We start from the raw sequence: 18386 nt of genomic DNA, 5'->3' as shown, positions 1-18386 counted from the left end.
GCAGATCGCTACAATCATCGCATTGGTAATGACGATTATTCGCAGCCGCGCGCACTGTTCAACCTGTTTGATGACGGCCAGAAGGCGCGCCTGTTCTCAAACATTGCAGCCGCAATGGGTGGGGTGCCGGGCTTTATCGTCGAACGTCAGCTGGCACACTTCAAGCTGGTTCATCCAGACTATGAAGCTGGCGTTCGCAAGGCATTGCATAACGCCCATGGATATCAGGCCTAATCCCTGAAGAAAAAGTTGCATTACTATTATAGTTGGCAGTGCAATTACTACAACTTTGTTATTACGAGAAAAAAATGTTTAAGAAATTAACTGCCGAGTTTATCGGTACTTTCTGGTTAGTATTTATTGGATGTGGAGCTGCAGTCATTTCCGCTGCATTCCCGGGACTTGGTATCGGTATAATAGGCATTGCGCTGGCATTTGGTTTAGCCTTAATGTCAATGGCATATACACTTGGTGGGGTTTCTGGCGGACATTTTAATCCTGCTGTAACACTGGGTTTTGTTGTTTCCGGTCGGTGCTCTCCGAAAATTCTAATAGGTTACTGGATAGCACAGGTAGCAGGATCAATAGTCGCTGCGTTTGTTCTTTATCTTATTGCATCAGGCAGAGCAGATTTCGTCGCAGGTGGATTTGCCAGTAATGGCTATGGTGACTTATCGCCAGGTGGTTATAGTATGGTTGCGGCTTTAATCAGTGAAGCTGTCCTGACTGCAGGGTTCATCTTTGTGATTTTGAGTGTCACCTCAAATGAGGCACTTGCTGGCTTCGCCCCTATTGCGATTGGTCTTTGCTTAACGGCTATCATATTAATGTCAGGACCAGTGGCTAACACATCAGTCAATCCAGCGCGCTCAACAGGCGTTGCACTCTTCGCAACCGTTGCTGCCCTTAATCAGCTTTGGTTGTTCTGGGTAGCTCCGCTTGTTGGAGGTGTATTCGGCGGTGTTATGTGGAAGACATTGTCGGCTAAAGAAGCCACTCAGTAGTTTGGAATATCCGTCTTGATGAAGTCATTTTCAATGCTAAATTCTGATTGTTTTTAGCATAATGATTATTGAACGGCATTGGTTGGCCTTCAATGTGCTTTGACCAGATCGCATTTGGGTCAGGCCAGGATTGCAACGAATGGCCACCAAGGCAGGTATGAAAGCATCATCGGACATTGGCGCGGCAACCGGCTATAAAAGGCCTTGCCGCGCCGTTTGATTGAGAGCCTCGCTATTGGACCAGTCTATTTACCGACGCGCGACTTAAGAATTGTCACCGATTTTCAGCCGTGAAAGCAAAGTAAGTCCTGTGGTGAGGTCTTCCATTCCGATTCCGCCCAAACACAGTCGGATCCCTGTTTCTTCGTCATTACGGTCAGCACGTATTGCGTCTGGCTGGGTAACAACAACACCGAGTGCCGTGGCAGCTGCCTCGAATGCTTCTGCATCCTTATGGGGCATGGGTAACCAGGCATGAAAGGCGTTTTCATTGGTCATTATAACTCTGTCGTCAAAAAAGGATCGGGCAATTTTGACCCTTTTAAAAGCCTCGGCCCGCAAAGTGTCGCGTACTGTCTCCATCACACCACTGGTGAACCACTCTTCGAGAAGTGCATAATCAACTGGCGAAGAAGATAGTGGCAGAGCTCGTAACGCTTCTTCCGCATGTTCCTTCCAACTTGATGGTAAAACCAAAACGCCTAGGCGGAGCCCTGGACTTATCGACTTAGATAAACTGGTAACATGAAACACGCGTTCCGGTGACAGAGCGACGAGCGGAGGATTGTCTGGGTTGGCGCCCAATGTATAGACACCATCTTCAACAATCGGAACGTTTCTCTTTTTGCAGATATCAACGATTTGCTTTCTGCGGGTTGCACCCATAGAAATTGTCGTGGGGTTGTGCAGCATGGGTGTAAGATAAACGAGCCGACGACGACCACTGTTCTCTGCTTCAGCGAGAACTTGATCAAGATCATCCGGCATCATACCTTCTGCGTCGATATTTACGCTTCGCATAGGGTGGCCGCGATAGCGCGCGAGTGCGATAGCTCCCGAATAGCTAAGACGTTCTGTGATAATCAGACCGTTGCCGCCACACAGAATATCAAAAGCAAGCCAAAGTGCCTGTTGGCCGCTTCCGGCCAGTATGATCCGTTTCGCTTCCGCTTTGATGCCCAGTGTTTCAAGCCAACGTGCCAACAACCGCCTATGTTCATTGTGGCCAGCGGGTGGCGGGTAGAGGTTAACATGCGCGGAATTGATTTTTCTGGAAATTGTAGACAGCGTGCCAGCCAATAGCCGATCACTGAGCATAACAGGCAAGCGGTTTACAGAGAAATCAATTGCAGGGCCCTTCCATGATTCAAAGACTGCAACAAATGTACCACTGCCTTTTACGCTTCTTGCCAGTCCGCGTCGTTCCAGCATTGAATAGGCTTTTGTGACTGTTCCAACTCCGATGTTTAGCTTCCAAGCAAGATCGCGATGTGCGGGTAATCTGTCGCCACCGAGTAGTCTCCCTGATAGAATGTCTTCTGAAAGGGCCTCTACAAGGCGATTTGCAGGGTTATTACCATTTTCTGATAGGCGGGGTGACCATGGTGACTGAAGACGCATATATTTAACCCTGCGAAATACATTATAGACACTTATTACAGATATGCTGCCTTACGGGAAACAGTTCCGTGCGTAATAATTAAATTGCGTTATGAGAGTTTTAAAAATGCAGTTTTTTCTCTTTCGCAATTTAAAGCTTTTTGTTTCGGTGGGTTATTAAATGTTGCAGAGGACTTTCCGCGTCTTTACGTTTAACGATAGTCAAATTGCGATCCGAAAGAGATAATAAGTGCCGCCATAATCGGCTATTTAAAACGCATTGAATACTGAAAATTCGGGGCTGAGGGAAAAATGAAAATTAAGAATTTCTATCTCGTCATTGCTGTGGTGGGAACCTTTTTACCTTGGTTGATGTTTGGGTCTTTTTTCTTAACGAATGGACCTGATATTCCCTTATTTATGCGATCGTTATTTATCAACGGAGCAGCAGGCGGTTTCTCCGTAGATGTTTTTATTTCTATCTTTGTATTCTTGATTTGGTCTTGGCATGATGCGTCTAAACAAAAAGTGGGGCGCTGGTGGCTCGTTCTTCCAGCTAGTTTCCTTGTTGGTCTTTCATTGGCTTTCCCGCTTTACCTCTATTTGCGCGAGCAGAACTAATCTCGCGCCCTTTGCGACGAATGTTTGACTATTGACCATTGTGTCTATCGGAGGTGCCTCTTTGGGACCCCAAACCGATGAATCGTCCAATCTGATTGAAGCGATATTTTGAAGTTAGCAAATCTATTCCGCTTGACAGCAATCGGGAATCTGTTTCATTGTTCAATATAATGCATTGCGTTCAACTAATTGAACAATCTGTCTGTCATGTTAGATCATACTGCTGTTTGTCTTAAAGCGCTTGCAATAATTTGGAGGAGAAACTTTGACGATCAATCCGTTTGAATTCCGCACCGTTCCATCAATTGAAATGGCATGGGGAGGTGCGCAGCGTTTGGGGGAAATAGCTGCTGCACGCTTTTCTCAGCGCAATGCGTTGCTTGTCACGGACGAAGGCCTAATCAAAAGCGGGCTTATTGGGCCTATTGCAGAAAATCTGCGCCAGGCTGGTTTCAAGATCACGATTTTTGATAAGGTCGTTGCAGATCCGCCGGAGGCTGTCCTTAATCATTGTGTTGATGAGGCAAGAACAGCGCAAGTTGATATTGTGATAGGACTTGGTGGAGGATCGTCATTAGATATTGCTAAGCTCGTCGCGGTATTGGTGAAATCTGATCAGCCTCTTTCTGACATGTATGGAATTGGAAAGGTACAAGGCGCACGAGTGCCACTTCTGCTGATTCCGACGACGGCTGGTACAGGATCTGAAGTCACCAATATTTCTATCATAACCACTGGTGAAACTACCAAGATGGGGGTTGTCTCCCCTCAGCTTTATGCAGATTTTGTATTGCTGGATGCTGAGCTGACTATTGGCTTACCACAGATGCATACTGCTGCCACTGGCATTGATGCGATGGTACATGCCATTGAAGCCTACACAAGCAAACATAAGAAAAATCCGCTATCTGATGCGCTTGCCCGTGAAGCACTGCGGTTGCTCGGAGCTAATCTGATTACGGCGTGTAAAGATGGCTCTGATAGGGGTGCAAGAGAGGGAATGTTGTTGGGTGCAACGCTGGCAGGGCAGTCTTTCTCAAATTCACCTGTAGCCGCTGTCCATGCTCTCGCTTACCCGCTTGGTGGGCACTATCATATTCCACATGGTCTCTCGAATGCACTCATGCTTGGGCCAGTGTTGCGATTTAATGCTGCTGCTGCTGCGCCGCTTTATGCGGAGCTTGCTGATGTGATGGGCGTTAGTGGGACAGGAGATACGAATGCGCGATCGGAAGCATTTGTGGCCCATATGCAAAGGCTTATGGACGAAAGTGGTGCACCGAGGCGTCTCCGAGATGTAGGGGTTACTGATAATAGTCTTGCAATGCTTGCTTCTGATGCGATGAAGCAAAGTCGGCTGTTAATAAACAATCCCATTGAAGTTAAAGAAGAGGATGCACTCGCACTTTATCGCGAAGCATTTTGATCATCAGAATACATAAACTGTTATCATGAGGAGGACATTCATGACAGATATTCGGCTTTATATGCTCCAATCGGGCACCTTGAAATGCAAAGTACATAATATTAAAATGAACCAAGGCGATGGTGCGGATTATGAAATTCCTGTTCCATTCTTTTTGATCACACACCCCGATGGTCATACTATTATTGATGGTGGCAATGCCATTGAGGTGGCGACAGATCCACGAGGTTATTGGGGTGGAATCTGTGACGTTTACTGGCCAGTTTTAGACAAAGATAAGGGTTGTGTTGATCAGGTAAAGGCTCTGGGTATCGATCCTGCCGATGTAAAGTATGTATTGCAGTCGCATCTTCATCTGGATCATACAGGTGCTATTGGCCGCTTCCCGAATGCGACCCATATTGTTCAGCGTTCGGAATATGAATATGCCTTTACGCCAGACTGGTTTGCAGGCGGCGGGTACATCCGCAAAGACTTTGATAAGCCGGGCCTTAAATGGCAGTTCCTCAATGGTACGCAAGATGATTTTTATGACATCTACGGTGATGGAACAATAACGACCATTTTCACTCCAGGTCATGCACCCGGACATCAGTCATTCCTCATTCGATTGCCAAATAGTAAGCCCCTGCTTTTGACAATTGATGCGGCATACACGGTTGATCATTGGGAGGAAAAGGCACTTCCAGGCTTCTTGGCTTCGACTGTTGATACGGTTCGCTCCGTTCAAAAGATGCACACAGTTGCCGAGAAAACTGGTGCGATTGTGGTAACTGGTCATGATCCTGATGCTTGGGCAGGTTTCAAAAAGGCGCCAGAGTTTTACTCATAAAAATATAGGTTGCGTATTTATTGATGCCGAATTGTTTTCGGCATCAATTGGTTCGTATTTAATTTTATATTTTCACGATCGTGTCTAATGCTGCGACACACGGATATTGGAAAGCTGATCAAAGGCATCTCAAATAATTTTACGTTCTCGCAACTGAATAAAAATCTAGATTTTGAACTCCGATCTGATTGCTATTATTTGATTTCGATCAAGGCATACAATCTTAATTGAAATACAGCTTCTGTAGAATTACTAATATTATCAAGATGACATAGATTGATTGTCGACTCGGTGAGAGATTGATGCGGAGGTTGTTGCGGCATGGGGTTTAATCGCAAGCAGTGGATCGTAACTGGTGTAGTCGTGGCTTTGGCAGCTGGAGGCTACTATGGCTGGAAAACACTGAGCGATCCCGGATTGCCGGAAGGCATTGCAGGCGGTAATGGCCGCATCGAAGCAGTTGAGATTGATGTTTCAACCAAAAGCCCCGGACGTATTCGCGAAATTCTTGCCGATGAAGGGCAGTTTGTCGAAGCAGACGCTGTTCTGGCACGCATGGATACGGCTCAGCTTGAGAGCCAGCGCAAACAGGCGGAAGCGCAGTTGCGCCGTGCCGAAATCAGCATAGACACAGCGAAAAGTCTGGTTGCTCAACGCGAGGCCGAGCAAATCGCTGCGCAGGCAACCGTCGCACAACGGGAAGCGCAGCTTGATGCCGCAAATCGCCGTCTGGCTCGCTCGCAGCAGCTTTCAGAATCGCGCACTGTCTCTCAGCAGGTTCTCGATGATGATCGCGCCACTGCGCAGGGTGCTGAGGCAGCCGTTGGTGCCGCCAAGGCGCAGTTAGCAGCCACGGCGGCTGCGATCAGCGCAGCGAAGGCGCAAGTTGTCGATGCTGAAGCCTCAGTTGAAGCCGCAAAGGCAGCTATTGCCACAATTGATACGGATATCAACGATGCTACGTTGCGCTCGCCAAAGCCGGGCCGGGTGCAATACCGTGTTGCGCAACCCGGCGAAGTGCTGTCGGCTGGTGGACGCGTCCTTAATCTCGTCGATGTCAGCGATGTCTACATGACTTTCTTCCTGCCAACATCGCAGGCTGGTCGTGTGGCGATTGGTGCTGATGCTCGCATCGTGCTTGATGCAGCACCGCAATATGTGATCCCCGCTAAAATCAGCTTCGTGGCCGATGTTGCGCAGTTCACGCCGAAATCGGTTGAGACGGAAGAAGAGCGTCAGAAGCTCATGTTCCGCGTAAAGGCAAAAATTCCGCAGGATTTGCTTCAGAAATATATTCAGCAGGTCAAGACGGGTCTTCCGGGCATGGCTTATGTGAAGCTCGACCCTAATGCTGAATGGCCGAAGAACCTTGCGGAAACCGTAAAATGAGTGAGGCTTCGATAAAGGCTGGCGTGGGCGACGACAGCTTTGTCGTTCGCGCGGACAGCGTGGAGTTGTCTTATGGATCAGCTCAAGCGCTGCGCGATATTTCGCTTAATGTCCCAGCCGGGTGCATGGTTGGTCTGATCGGCCCCGATGGCGTTGGAAAGTCGAGCCTTCTGTCTTTGATTGCTGGCGCCCGCGTTATGCAGAAAGGCAGGATTGAAGTGCTCGGCGGCGATATTGCCGATAAGCGCCATCGACAGTCTGCCTTTCCGCGTATCGCCTATATGCCGCAAGGCTTGGGAAAGAACCTGTATCCGACGCTTTCCGTTTTTGAGAATATCGAATTTTTCGGGCGGCTGTTTGGCCATGATAAGCATGAGCGCGAACGCCGTATTGCTGATCTTCTGGCGCGAACCGGCATGTCTCCCTTTGCGGATCGTCCGGCGGGTAAGCTTTCGGGTGGCATGAAGCAAAAGACAAGTCTTTGTTGTTCGCTGATCCATGATCCTGATCTGCTTATCCTCGATGAGCCGACGACTGGCGTCGATCCTTTGTCGCGGCGTCAGTTCTGGGAGTTGATTGACGATATTCGTAAAGATCGTCCGGGCATGAGCGTTATTGTGGCCACCGCCTATATGGAAGAGGCGGAGCGCTTCGACTGGCTGGTTGCGATGAATGACGGCCAGATTCTGGCGACTGGTACGCCGCAGCAATTGCTTGAGAAAACCAAGACGCCCAATTTGGATGCGGCCTTCATTGCGCTTTTGCCGGAGGAATTGACTAAGGGCCACAGCGAAGTGGTTATGCCGCCGCGAAATACGCAGGCAGATACCGGCATCGCTATTGAAGCTGAGCATGTCACGGTGCGATTTGGCAATTTCACTGCCGTCGATAATGTGAGTTTTCGTATTCCTCGCGGCGAGATTTTCGGGTTCCTCGGCTCCAATGGCTGCGGCAAATCCACGACGATGAAGGTCTTGACCGGCTTGTTGCCTGCGAGCGAAGGCACGGCAAGGCTGTTTGGACGTGAAGTCGATCCAAAGGATATCGATATACGCCGTCATGTTGGTTACATGTCGCAGGCGTTTTCACTCTATTCCGAACTGACGGTTCATCAGAATTTGGAGCTTCATGCCAAGCTGTTTGGCATGACGGAAGAAGACACCAAACGCAGAATCAAGGAACTAGCCCAAAGGTTTGATTTGACTGCGGTTATGGATGATCTGCCAGACTCGATGCCGCTCGGCATTCGTCAGCGCCTGTCGTTGGCTGTCGCGCTGATCCATTCGCCGGATATTCTCATTCTCGATGAGCCAACTTCAGGCGTTGATCCAGTTGCGCGCGATGCCTTTTGGAAAATCCTGGCTGATCTTTCGCGTAACGATAACGTCACGATCTTCGTGTCGACCCATTTTATGAATGAGGCGGAACTCTGTGATCGTATATCATTGATGCATGCCGGTAAGGTGTTGATCAGTGATACGCCAAAAGCCATTACCGCAAGCCGCAATGCAGCGACACTTGAAGACGCTTTCATCGCTTATCTCGAAGAGGCAATTGGCGAAACCGCGCCTAAAAAAGACGTTCAGGAAGCGGTGAATGCTCAACCTGAAAAGGTCGAAACAAGCAAAAAACGATCTTCCAGTTGGTTGCCAAATCCACGGCGGGTTTTAGCTTTCTCGCGCCGCGAGGCGTTGGAACTTAAACGCGATCCGATCCGCGCGACACTGGCCATTCTTGGCACAGTGATCCTGATGTTCGTTATCGGATACGGTATCAATCTCGATGTAGAGGACTTGACGTTCGCCGTTTTGGATCGTGACGATACGACGATCAGCCGGGATTATACGCAGCAACTTGCCGGTTCCCGGTATTTCACCGAAAAAGCACCCATAACCGATTATGATGATCTTGACCGACGTATGCGCGAAGGTGAAATCAGTCTGGCAATTGAAATCCCGCCGAATTTTGGCAGCAATGTCGCGCGTGGCCGTCCTGTCGAAATTGGTGCCTGGATTGATGGTGCGATGCCAACGCGAGCGGAAACCGTTCGCGGTTATGTGCAGGGAATGCACGCCAATTGGCTGACACAAAAAGCGCGAGAGCTTTACGGAAGTGCTGCCACTTTCGGGAATTTCAATCTCGAAATTCGTTATCGCTATAATCCGGACGTTCAGAGCCTTGTGGCGATGGTTCCGGCCGTTATCCCGCTGCTTCTGCTGATGATTCCGGCGATGCTGGCGGTCTTGAGCGTTGTACGTGAAAAAGAACTTGGCTCGATCATTAATTTCTATGTGACGCCAGTGACGAAGTTCGAGTTTTTGCTGGGTAAACAGCTGCCTTATATCGCGCTTGCCTTCCTCAACTTCCTGATGCTAACGGCGTTTGCCGTATTCATTTTCCGTGTGCCTTTCACAGGCAGCTTTTTGACCTATGCCACGGCAGCACTGCTCTATGTGATCATCACAACCGGTATGGGGCTGGTGATTTCGACTTTCATCAATAGCCAGATTGCAGCGATCTTCGGCACCGCATTGCTGACACTCATTCCCGCAGTGCAATATTCCGGAATTATTGATCCGGTCTCATCTTTGCAGGGGGCGGGTGCGTTTATCGGCAAGATTTATCCGACCACATATTTCGTGACGATCTCGCGCGGGACTTTCTCAAAAGCGCTCGATTTCTCCGATCTTGCCGGATCGTTTTTACCACTGCTGATAGCCATACCAGTTCTGACTGTTCTCGGCATTGTTCTTCTCAAGAAGCAGGCGGGTTGAGATGCGGATTTCCAACATATTCCAGCTTGGTGTGAAGGAACTGCGCGGACTGGCGCGTGATCCGATGCTTCTGCTGCTGATCGTTTATGCTTTTACGCTTGCGATCTATACCGCTGCGAAGGCAATGCCGGAAAATCTCAACAATGCAGCCATTGCCATTGTCGATGAAGATCAGTCGCCGGTTTCAGGCCGTATCACGACGGCGTTCTATCCGCCATATTTCGTGCCGCCAAAGCTCATATCATCTCATGAGATGGATAAGCGCATGGATTCCGGCCTTGATACATTTGCGCTCAATATTCCGCCGAATTTTCAGCGCGATCTGCTTGCCGGGCGTTCGCCAACAATTCAGTTGAATGTTGATGCAACCCGTATGAGCCAGGCTTTTACGGGCGGCGGTTATGTGCAGTCGATTGTTTCGAGCGAAGTGAACGAGTTTGTTAATCGCTATCGCGGCGATGCGGAAGCGGTCGTTGGATTGGGCTTACGTGCGCGGTTCAATCAGGATTTGAACAAAGGCTGGTTTGGGGCGATCACCAATGTCATCTCATCGGTGACAATGCTTTCCATCATTCTAACGGGTGCTGCTCTCATCCGCGAGCGTGAGCATGGTACGATTGAACATCTGCTGGTTATGCCCGTCACACCGCTTGAGATTATGGTCTCAAAAGTCTGGTCGATGGGGATGGTTGTGCTGGTGGCAACCGCTTTCTCGCTGATAGTGGTTGTGCAGGGCATTCTGGCAGTGCCTATCAATGGTTCGCTGACGTTGTTTTTAGCGGGGGCTGCATTGCAGCTCTTTGCGACCACAAGCCTTGGCATCTTCCTTGCAACGATTGCTGGTTCTATGCCTCAGTTCGGGCTTCTGCTGATGCTGGTTCTGCTGCCCCTTCAGGTTCTTTCGGGCGGTACAACGCCGCGCGAAAGTATGCCGGAAATCATTCAGAATATCATGCTGGCGGCACCCAATACGCATTTCGTGATGCTCGCACAATCGGTCCTCTTTCGAGGTGCGGGACTCAGTGTCGTGTGGCCGCAATTGCTAGCCATGATCGTTATCGGAAGCGTTTTATTCTTCTTTGCGCTTCGCCGTTTCCGCGATTTTCTGAGGTGAAAGTGATAGTTATTTGATGGGGCCAGCGTTAGATATATCCGGCTTGGATACTGTATGGTGACGGCCTATCGGCAGCATCATGGGCCGACCGGTTGTCGGATCGGTTATAACGCTGCTGGCGATGTCGAAAACTTCACGCATATTCGTTTCGTTTAAGACGTCTTCCGGCTTGCCTGAAACAAAGAGACGGCCGGACTTCATCGCAACCAGAAAGTCTGCATAGCGTGCAGCCAGATTAATGTCGTGCAGAACCATGACGATTGTTGTGCCACGCTCCCGATTGAGATCGGTCAGGAGATCAAGCACTTCTACCTGATGGCTGATATCAAGGAAGGTCGTTGGCTCATCAAGCAGCAAAATATCCGTTTCTTGTGCCAGTGCCATGGCAATCCAGACGCGTTGTCTTTGGCCACCGGACAATTCATCAATTGCACGATCTGCCAGATCGTCAGTTTTGGTGGCACTAAGAGCGGCAGCAACTGCTACATCATCCTGTTTCGTCCAACGTGAGAATATGCCCTGATAGGGGTGGCGTCCCCTGCTTACCAAATCAGCAACCGTGATGCCGTCCGGCGCTATGGGAGATTGCGGCAGTAACCCAAGGGACTGGGCAAGGGCACGTGAAGGGATTTTGTGGATTGATTTACCATCCAGAAAAACATGGCCTTGGCTTGGTTTAAGCAGGCGTGACATGCTGCGCAATAATGTTGATTTACCACATGCATTGGCACCGACAATGACGGTGATTTTGCCGGGCGCAACATCCATGTCCAGCTCTTCAAGGATGATCTTGTCTGCGTAACCCGAAGATAGCTGGCTGACTTTCAGTGTGTGGTTTGTCATAGCGAACCTCCGCTGCGATTAACCCGTATTATGAGATAGATGAGGTAGGGTGCACCAAGTGCACCTGTAATCACGCCGACAGGATAGCGCCCTGGTAACATAAATTGCCCGACATAATCGCCAGCCAGTACAAGTATGGCCCCCATTAAAGCCGCTGGAAGGAGGAGTGACCCGTTGTTTTTTACAATGCGTGATGCAATGGGGCCTGACAGGAAAGCCACGAAAGAGATGGGGCCTGCTATGGCTGTTGCAAAAGAGATTATGCCGACTGCGGCAACAATAATGAGAATACGGGTTTGCGCGACCTTTGTGCCCAAAGCTGCTGCTGTATCATCACCAAGACGCAATGTTTCGAGATCGCGTGCGCGGCTTAGTAACAAGCCGCCAAAAACAATTAGTGCAATTAATAATGGCAGCAACTGGTCAAGCCGTGCACCATTCACACTCCCCGTCAGCCAGCGCATAGCTTCCCGAAGGTTCCATGCAGGAGCGCTTGAAAGAATATAAGCAATGAAGCTTTCCAGCATGGCGGACATGCCAATTCCCACCAGAATAAGGCGCGTACCTGCAACACCGTTTTTATAAGCAAGCGCATAAACAAGCAGTGCGACGCCAAGTCCGCTGGTGACGGCCAATATCGAAACGGCAGGCCCACTCATCGAAAGAACGACAATGGCAAAAACCGCAGCAGCGCTTGCACCCGAGCTAATACCGATAATATCGGGACTGGCAAGCGGGTTGCGAAGCATTGTCTGGAATGCAACGCCGCCAAGGCCGAAACTTAAACCTGCAAGGATGGAAAGGACCGCACGGGGAAGACGTAATTGCCCGACAGTAAAACTTGCACCCGCTACATTCTCACCAAGCAAAACGCGCAAGACATCTTGTGGAGGCGTGTATGATTGTCCCAGCATCAGTGTGAGGGCAAAGAGGGCGATAAGAACGAGCATAAGCACAAAGATCAGTAATCTGCGCTTGCGTGCTTGATGTTTGCGTGTGGCGAGCAAACGATCATAGATGGGAGAAATATCGGTCACAGCTCTCGCACCCGCTGGCGTCTGACAATCCAGATGAAAAACGGCGCGCCGACAAACGCAGTGATAATGCCGACATCGATTTCCGCGGGGCGCGCAATAAGGCGGCCAACGATATCTGAGCCAACCAGCAGACAGGCACCTGTTAAAGCAGAAAGCGGTAGCAGCCATCTGTGATCGACACCGACAAGTAAGCGGCACAGATGTGGCACAATCAACCCGACAAATCCGATAGGGCCGCATATGGCAGTTGTCGCGCCGCATAACAAGATTGCCCCTGTCGCAGATAGGGCACGTGCAACAACAACATTTTCTCCCAGACCGGCAGCGAGTTCATCTCCAAGTGCCAAAGAGTTGAGTTTTCGTGCAGAAAGCAGGCTAATCGCAAAACCGACCAGCAGGAATGGCAATACATAGGTGATGCGATCCATCGTGGCACCACCAACGCCGCCTATCTGCCAAGAACGGATGCCGCCTGCCAGATCAGCGCGCGGCAGGACTATGGCAATTGTCAGCGATGCAAATGCCACTGATGTTGCCGCTCCTGCAAGCGCCAGTTTAAGAGGTGTTGCTCCGCCGCGCCCAAGCGATCCGATTGTGTAGACAAACAACGAAGCGGCACCCGCTCCTAGTATGGCGATCCATATATACGCGGTTGGTGTTGCAATTCCGAACCAGACAATCGCGATCACAATCGCCAGTGATGCCCCGATATTGACGCCTAAAATACCGGGATCTGCAAGCGGGTTACGGGTTATTCCCTGCATGACAGCACCGGCTAGTCCCAGAGCTGCACCAGCCAGAAGGGCAAGAAGCGTGCGTGGGATACGCGTTGTTACTGCCGCCTGACTGATTGTGTCGCTATATCCGTTCAGTGCAGCCCAAATATCTGCCCATTCTACACTTCTTGTGCCAAGCGCCACAGACATGAAACAAAGAACAATCAACACGATCATCACAAGGCACAGAAAGCTGAGGCGTATCGTATTGGACCTGCCTGTTTGCCTCCCGTTTGTTGCGCGTGTGATGTTTAACGGCTTCATTTTTTCTTGTCCGCTGCTTCGGCAAGCAGTGCAACATAGTCTTTGAGAACCCAAGAGATCGAAAGGGGCGTAGGGTTTGCAGCCGTTCCAAGTGGATTGCGTCCCAACATCACGACCGCATCATTGGTGACAACAGGTAGTTTTGATAGCAATGGATGGGCATGCATTGCCTTTGAAAGTTCTTCACCACCGTAAGTGACAACGATATCAACATCATCGAATAAATCGATGCGTTCGGCACTGATTGAGCCGGAAAACTGTCCGGGCTGGGATGCCTGTACGACACTTTTAGGAGAAGCCAAGCCCAAATCCTGAAAGAATTTTACACGGGTATCGTTGGTCGTATAAAAATTGATCATGCTCAGGTTTGTGGCATCAAGATGCGTGACAAACATGGCCGTTTTGTCTTTCAGGTGAGGGTAGGCGCGAACGGTTTCGGCAATCTCAGCATCGATTTTGTTAATCAATGCGTCACCATCATCGGCCATTCCCATTCCCTGACTGTTAAGGCGGATCATGGTGCGCCAATCGGTTGACCATGGGGCTTCCGGATAAGCAACAACAGGTGCAATCTGGCTCAACGTATCATAGTCAGACTGGCTAAGGCCTGAATATGAGGCCAATATAACATCAGGACTGGTCGCGGCCACTGCTTCAAAGTCGATGCCGTCACCTTCGTCAAACAAAACAGGTGCTTCTGCATTGAGCTCCTTAAGGCGTTGTGAAACCCAAGGCAGAATGCCGTCACCGTCGTCATCACCAAAATTGGCAGCTGCCATTCCCACAGGAACAACGCCAAGCGCTAATGGTACTTCATGGTTTGCCCATGCAACCGTTGCAATGCGTTTTGGTTTTTCATTGATCGTTGTCGTTCCAAAAGCATGTTTTATAACAATGGGATATGATTGTTCTGCATGGGAGACAGCTATTGTTTTCGGCAACAGGATAACAGCCATCATGATGAGAAATGTGCGGATGAAATGGCGCATGGTTACACTCTCCCATTGAGCGGGGCACACTGAAAAGGTGAACAAACGACCGCCAGAGCGCACATTAAAACTGGTCACTCAGTCTCAGGTTAAAATGAGGCAGTCAAGGGCGAGTGCTTGATCCATGCTGGAATTGCCATGAATTAACCGTGGCTTTTTACAATAAAAATGATTTTTACAATACTGGACAAACAATCTCAAGTTAGTGGCATTTGTGAACAATCACGGTAAGTTGCTCATCGCAGGTCCATTGCATGCAGATTGTAGCGTTCCGCGATTGCTTTGTACCCACGGATGCTTCCGTTTGTAACTGTATATAGAGATTGCGGAACCTTATCATGAATATGAGCATGACTATTGTTAATGACCGTCAGCCCACGTTGCGAACGCGTTTAATTTTTCTGCTTGGCTGTTCTGCGCTCTCGGCATTCATACCAAATGTCTCTTATGCCCAGCAATCAAGCAATTCATCGACTCCGCTTGTGCTGGAAACAATTACAGTTGACGGCAAGACCCTTGGTGATGACGATCGTAACTCAATTGTCGCAACGCAAACCACCAGCGGTGGTAAAATCCCAACTGATGTGATGGATACGCCCGCATCTGTCTCCGTAATCACGGCTAAGGAAATACAAGAGCGCAACGCAACCAATGTTGAGCAGGTTCTTAACTATACCGCTGGTGTTGTGACGACCTTTTACGGCTCGGATGATCGTTTTGATTATTTTAAAATTCGGGGCTTCGATGCATATATGTATCGTGATGGGATGTCGCTTGGAAAGCCATTCGGAGGCATTCGCGAAGAGCCTTTTGCATTTGAACGCGTTGAAGTTCTAAAAGGTGGTAGTTCCAGCGTGTTTGGTGTTTCTGATCCTGGTGGCTCAGTAAATTTCACAAGCAAAAAGCCGAAATCGGAGCGTTTCGGCGAGGCCTATCTTTCAGGTGGATCATACAATCACGTCGAAACGGGTTTTGATTTCGGTGGCAATATCACCGCAGACGATACATTGTCATATCGCCTTACTGGCAAGCTCAAAAAGGCAGAGCGTGAATATGATTACTCACGCGACGATGAGAAGTTCTTTCTCGGAGGTCTGACATGGCGTCCAACGGATGTGACGAGCGTAACAGTTCTTTATGATCACCTTTATCTGAAGGATACGCCTAACAGTGGTGGTTATCCTGTTGGAATAGATTTTAGTCGGAAGCGTTTTTTTGGCGAGCCAGACTTCAATTATGGCAAAACAAAGCGTGATACACTGACGGTATTGGCTGACCACGATTTCGGCAATGGTCTGACGTTCAACGCCAATGCGCGCTATAGCAAAGGCGACAAAAGCTACGGATACGCCTATATTTCAAAGACGCCGACCGACGGTTCGACCTACGCCGAACGCGGCTTTATGACGAGCGACAGTTCAAATAAGCAATTCATCGTCGATACCCATCTTCAATATGAAGCGAACTTTGACAACATTGAAAGCCGCAGCCTTGTAGGATTTGAATATAATAATTACCGCGGCAGTAGTTTTGGCCAATGGGCAAATGGGGTTGGCATTGACTGGGAAAATCCTGTTTATTCCGGGCCTCCGCTTAACCTTCCCACAACCAGTAATCGACGCAATAATCAAGAAACCAAAGCGCTTTACGCCCAGCAGGACGTCACATTTGCAAATAAGCTGATTGTTACGCTTGGCTTGCGCAATGACTGGATGGACATCGATCAGTTTGATAAGCTGAACAACAAGTCGCTAAGCGCTGATCTAAGTGAATTTACCACGCGCGTTGGTGTGGCATATAAATTTACTGATCAATTCATGGCCTTTACAAGCTACGCTCAGTCAGCCGTACCTGCATCCATCAATGCGGAGCCGGAACGCGGTGAGCAATATGAAGTCGGCGTGAAATATCGACCGGATAGCTTTCCAGCGCTTTTCAGTGCATCAATATACGATCTGAAGAAAACAAATATTACCAAGACAGATCCTATCACGCGAGAAGAGTCAGCAATCGGAAAGATACGCGTCCGTGGGCTTGATCTGGAGGGTAAGGCCGAAATTACCAATAATATTAGTGTAACGGCTGCTTATTCCTATATGAACCATGAGATATTGGAGGATGCCAATAACGGAACTGCTGGCAAGCATCTGACGCTTGTTCCGGAACATACCGCTTCGCTTTGGGGGCAGTATCGGTGGGAAGGCAACGGGAATCGCGGTGATATGACCTTCGGTCTCGGTGCGCGCTATACCGGATCCTACTATTTTGACAGTGCGAACACGTTTGGAGCAGGCGATAACGTGATTATTGACCTCGCATACACATATGAGTTTATCGATAAAACCGCACTTCAGGTTAATGTCAGCAATCTTTTTGATAAAAAATACGTTGCGTATGGTGGATTTGGTGCGGACTTCTACAATCCTGGTCGCGAAGTAACGGCAACTTTGCGTCGGAGTTGGTAGTTGCTTGATTTATTGATCAGGTATTGATCTTGATATTATGAACGCACCTGCTGCAATCGACGCCATGCAGCAGGTGTTTCACCTACAATCTGGCGAAAAGCCTTTGTCAGGTGAGCCTGATCGGTAAAGCCAAGCTGGGCCGCAATACCTGCAACTGTTGCATCGCTCGCGCTCAATAAATCACAAGCGCGATCAATGCGTTTTGCCAACTGCCATTGCAGGGGTGTTTTACCAGTGGTTTGCTTGAAAACATTGGAAAACCAGCTCTCCGATAAGCCAACTGTTGCTGCCATATCTGAAACGCTTAAACGACCGTCGCTGGATATGCTTAAACGCGCATTAAGCTTATTCATCTGGCCTTGTGTTAGGCGGCCATAATCTTGCTTTATGTCCTGTTCCGGCTGCACAAGCAAACGAGCAAGGATCGCACCAATCAGGTTCTCTATATATAATGCGTGTTGTGATGGATTGGAAACTTCATCCTCGATCAGTTTCGCTAAAACTTCCAGCGTGCCGATGTCTTGAATTTCGATTGGGTTTTGAATAGCGGCCATTGCCATAGATGGCCCCAATGAAGGACGCAGATATTTTAACAGACGATCTTTATGAAAATGCAGATTCAGGTGAGAGAAGCGATGCGATGATACCGTGTTTGTTCTGAGCGGTACGCCTGCTGGGATATAAATAGCGCGTGACATGGGACGATGGCGCAGAGCGCCTACTCCATCTTCACTGGACATTTGTATTTTTGAAGAGACATCCTGGAAGAAAATCATGATGCGTGGATCATGCGATAGGAAATAGCCTGATGCTCCTGAATGGCTTTCTGCTTCCCAGAAAACACTGACGAGTCCGTCCAAGACCCGCCATTTCACTGGTGCAACAACGCGAATACCTTCCGCATTCCATATCATCGAGTGCCAGAAACTCAACACCACCACCATATCTGAGCAAGAGCCGAATTTTGATTGTGCTCTTCCATAAACATGATTCAACTAATCAACTTTAATTCGGTTGGCAAGTGAGTAGCTTTAGAATTGACTTTCTGCCGTAAAATTCCGAGCGGTGATATGAGCAAAGCCTTTAATCCGTAAACCATCGGCAATCATGGGCAAGCATAATTATTGAAGAAGAAAGCAGATGATCGCGTTTCACGAGAATAAAATATTGTAACCGATAAGTGCGTCTTTTTACAATATATAGAGATTTATAGAAATCAGTAAAATAAAGATATCTCTGCGCTGTTTACAGCG

General features: G+C 49.0%; 15 protein-coding genes. 9 read left to right on the top strand and 6 right to left on the bottom strand.

All coding sequences use genetic code 11. The annotated features are described in order from the left end of the window. The coding region (locus J2782_RS18170; RefSeq protein WP_310015155.1) for a catalase-related domain-containing protein at positions 1–234 on the top strand (234 nt) is incomplete at its 5' end. 74 nt (positions 235–308) lie between these two features. Beyond that, complete coding sequence (aqpZ, locus tag J2782_RS18165; RefSeq protein ID WP_310015154.1) at positions 309–1004, top strand: aquaporin Z; 696 nt, start codon at positions 309–311, stop codon at positions 1002–1004. A 264-nt stretch (positions 1005–1268) separates the two neighbouring features. Here the strand turns inward: aqpZ and J2782_RS18160 are convergent, their stop codons facing one another. Next, the gene (locus tag J2782_RS18160) at positions 1269–2624 is read right to left on the bottom strand and encodes an aminotransferase-like domain-containing protein (protein ID WP_310015153.1); all 1356 of its coding nucleotides are present in this window, start codon (positions 2622–2624) and stop codon (positions 1269–1271) included. A gap of 291 nt (positions 2625–2915) precedes the next feature. On the opposite strand from J2782_RS18160, the gene J2782_RS18155 reads away from it, so the two are divergent. The 6 genes from J2782_RS18155 (at position 2916) to J2782_RS18130 (ending at position 10759) form a co-directional block, all read left to right on the top strand. Further along, positions 2916–3224 carry a DUF2834 domain-containing protein gene (locus J2782_RS18155; protein WP_310015150.1) on the top strand — a complete coding sequence of 103 codons (309 nt, stop codon included), beginning with the start codon at positions 2916–2918 and terminating at the stop codon, positions 3222–3224. A gap of 271 nt (positions 3225–3495) precedes the next feature. Then, positions 3496–4650 carry an iron-containing alcohol dehydrogenase gene (locus J2782_RS18150; RefSeq protein WP_404989674.1) on the top strand — a complete coding sequence of 385 codons (1155 nt, stop codon included), beginning with the start codon at positions 3496–3498 and terminating at the stop codon, positions 4648–4650. A 40-nt stretch (positions 4651–4690) separates the two neighbouring features. Beyond that, entirely contained in the window at positions 4691–5482 is a 792-nt protein-coding gene (gene attM / locus J2782_RS18145; RefSeq protein ID WP_310015145.1) for an AttM family quorum-quenching N-acyl homoserine lactonase, read from the top strand. A gap of 321 nt (positions 5483–5803) precedes the next feature. Then, positions 5804–6871 carry an HlyD family secretion protein gene (locus J2782_RS18140; RefSeq protein WP_310015141.1) on the top strand — a complete coding sequence of 356 codons (1068 nt, stop codon included), beginning with the start codon at positions 5804–5806 and terminating at the stop codon, positions 6869–6871. After that, the gene (rbbA, locus tag J2782_RS18135) at positions 6838–9645 is read left to right on the top strand and encodes a ribosome-associated ATPase/putative transporter RbbA (RefSeq protein WP_404989670.1); all 2808 of its coding nucleotides are present in this window, start codon (positions 6838–6840) and stop codon (positions 9643–9645) included. Before J2782_RS18140 ends, rbbA begins: the two co-directional genes overlap by 34 nt. A 1-nt stretch (position 9646) precedes the next feature. Next, positions 9647–10759: an ABC transporter permease gene (locus tag J2782_RS18130; RefSeq protein WP_250044557.1), complete on the top strand. Its 1113-nt coding sequence runs from the start codon at positions 9647–9649 to the stop codon at positions 10757–10759. A gap of 9 nt (positions 10760–10768) precedes the next feature. On the opposite strand, the gene J2782_RS18125 is transcribed toward J2782_RS18130, so the two are convergent. The 4 genes from J2782_RS18125 to J2782_RS18110 are packed head-to-tail and all read right to left on the bottom strand — an operon-like array spanning position 10769 to position 14638. Continuing rightward, positions 10769–11602, bottom strand: coding sequence for an ABC transporter ATP-binding protein (locus J2782_RS18125; protein WP_310015135.1), 834 nt, complete (start codon positions 11600–11602; stop codon positions 10769–10771). Further along, positions 11599–12630: a FecCD family ABC transporter permease gene (locus J2782_RS18120; RefSeq protein ID WP_404989673.1), complete on the bottom strand. Its 1032-nt coding sequence runs from the start codon at positions 12628–12630 to the stop codon at positions 11599–11601. Before J2782_RS18120 ends, J2782_RS18125 begins: the two co-directional genes overlap by 4 nt. A gap of 5 nt (positions 12631–12635) precedes the next feature. Further along, complete coding sequence (locus J2782_RS18115; RefSeq protein ID WP_310015130.1) at positions 12636–13679, bottom strand: FecCD family ABC transporter permease; 1044 nt, start codon at positions 13677–13679, stop codon at positions 12636–12638. Continuing rightward, positions 13676–14638, bottom strand: coding sequence for an iron-siderophore ABC transporter substrate-binding protein (locus tag J2782_RS18110; protein ID WP_310015174.1), 963 nt, complete (start codon positions 14636–14638; stop codon positions 13676–13678). Before J2782_RS18110 ends, J2782_RS18115 begins: the two co-directional genes overlap by 4 nt. Before the next feature lie 380 nt (positions 14639–15018). On the opposite strand from J2782_RS18110, the gene J2782_RS18105 reads away from it, so the two are divergent. After that, positions 15019–17133 carry a TonB-dependent siderophore receptor gene (locus J2782_RS18105; protein WP_310015129.1) on the top strand — a complete coding sequence of 705 codons (2115 nt, stop codon included), beginning with the start codon at positions 15019–15021 and terminating at the stop codon, positions 17131–17133. 35 nt (positions 17134–17168) lie between these two features. Here the strand turns inward: J2782_RS18105 and J2782_RS18100 are convergent, their stop codons facing one another. Continuing rightward, a complete protein-coding gene (locus J2782_RS18100) occupies positions 17169–18065 on the bottom strand; it encodes a helix-turn-helix domain-containing protein (RefSeq protein ID WP_310015171.1) in 897 nt (298 codons plus the stop codon). Between the last annotated feature and the right edge of the window lie 321 nt (positions 18066–18386).

It is taken from the genome of Brucella pseudogrignonensis (assembly GCF_031454375.1).
In the GTDB taxonomy this organism is placed as follows: domain Bacteria; phylum Pseudomonadota; class Alphaproteobacteria; order Rhizobiales; family Rhizobiaceae; genus Brucella; species Brucella pseudogrignonensis_A.
The sequence above is the reverse complement of the archived record's forward strand: the minus strand, read 5'-3'. Positions and strand labels throughout refer to the sequence as shown.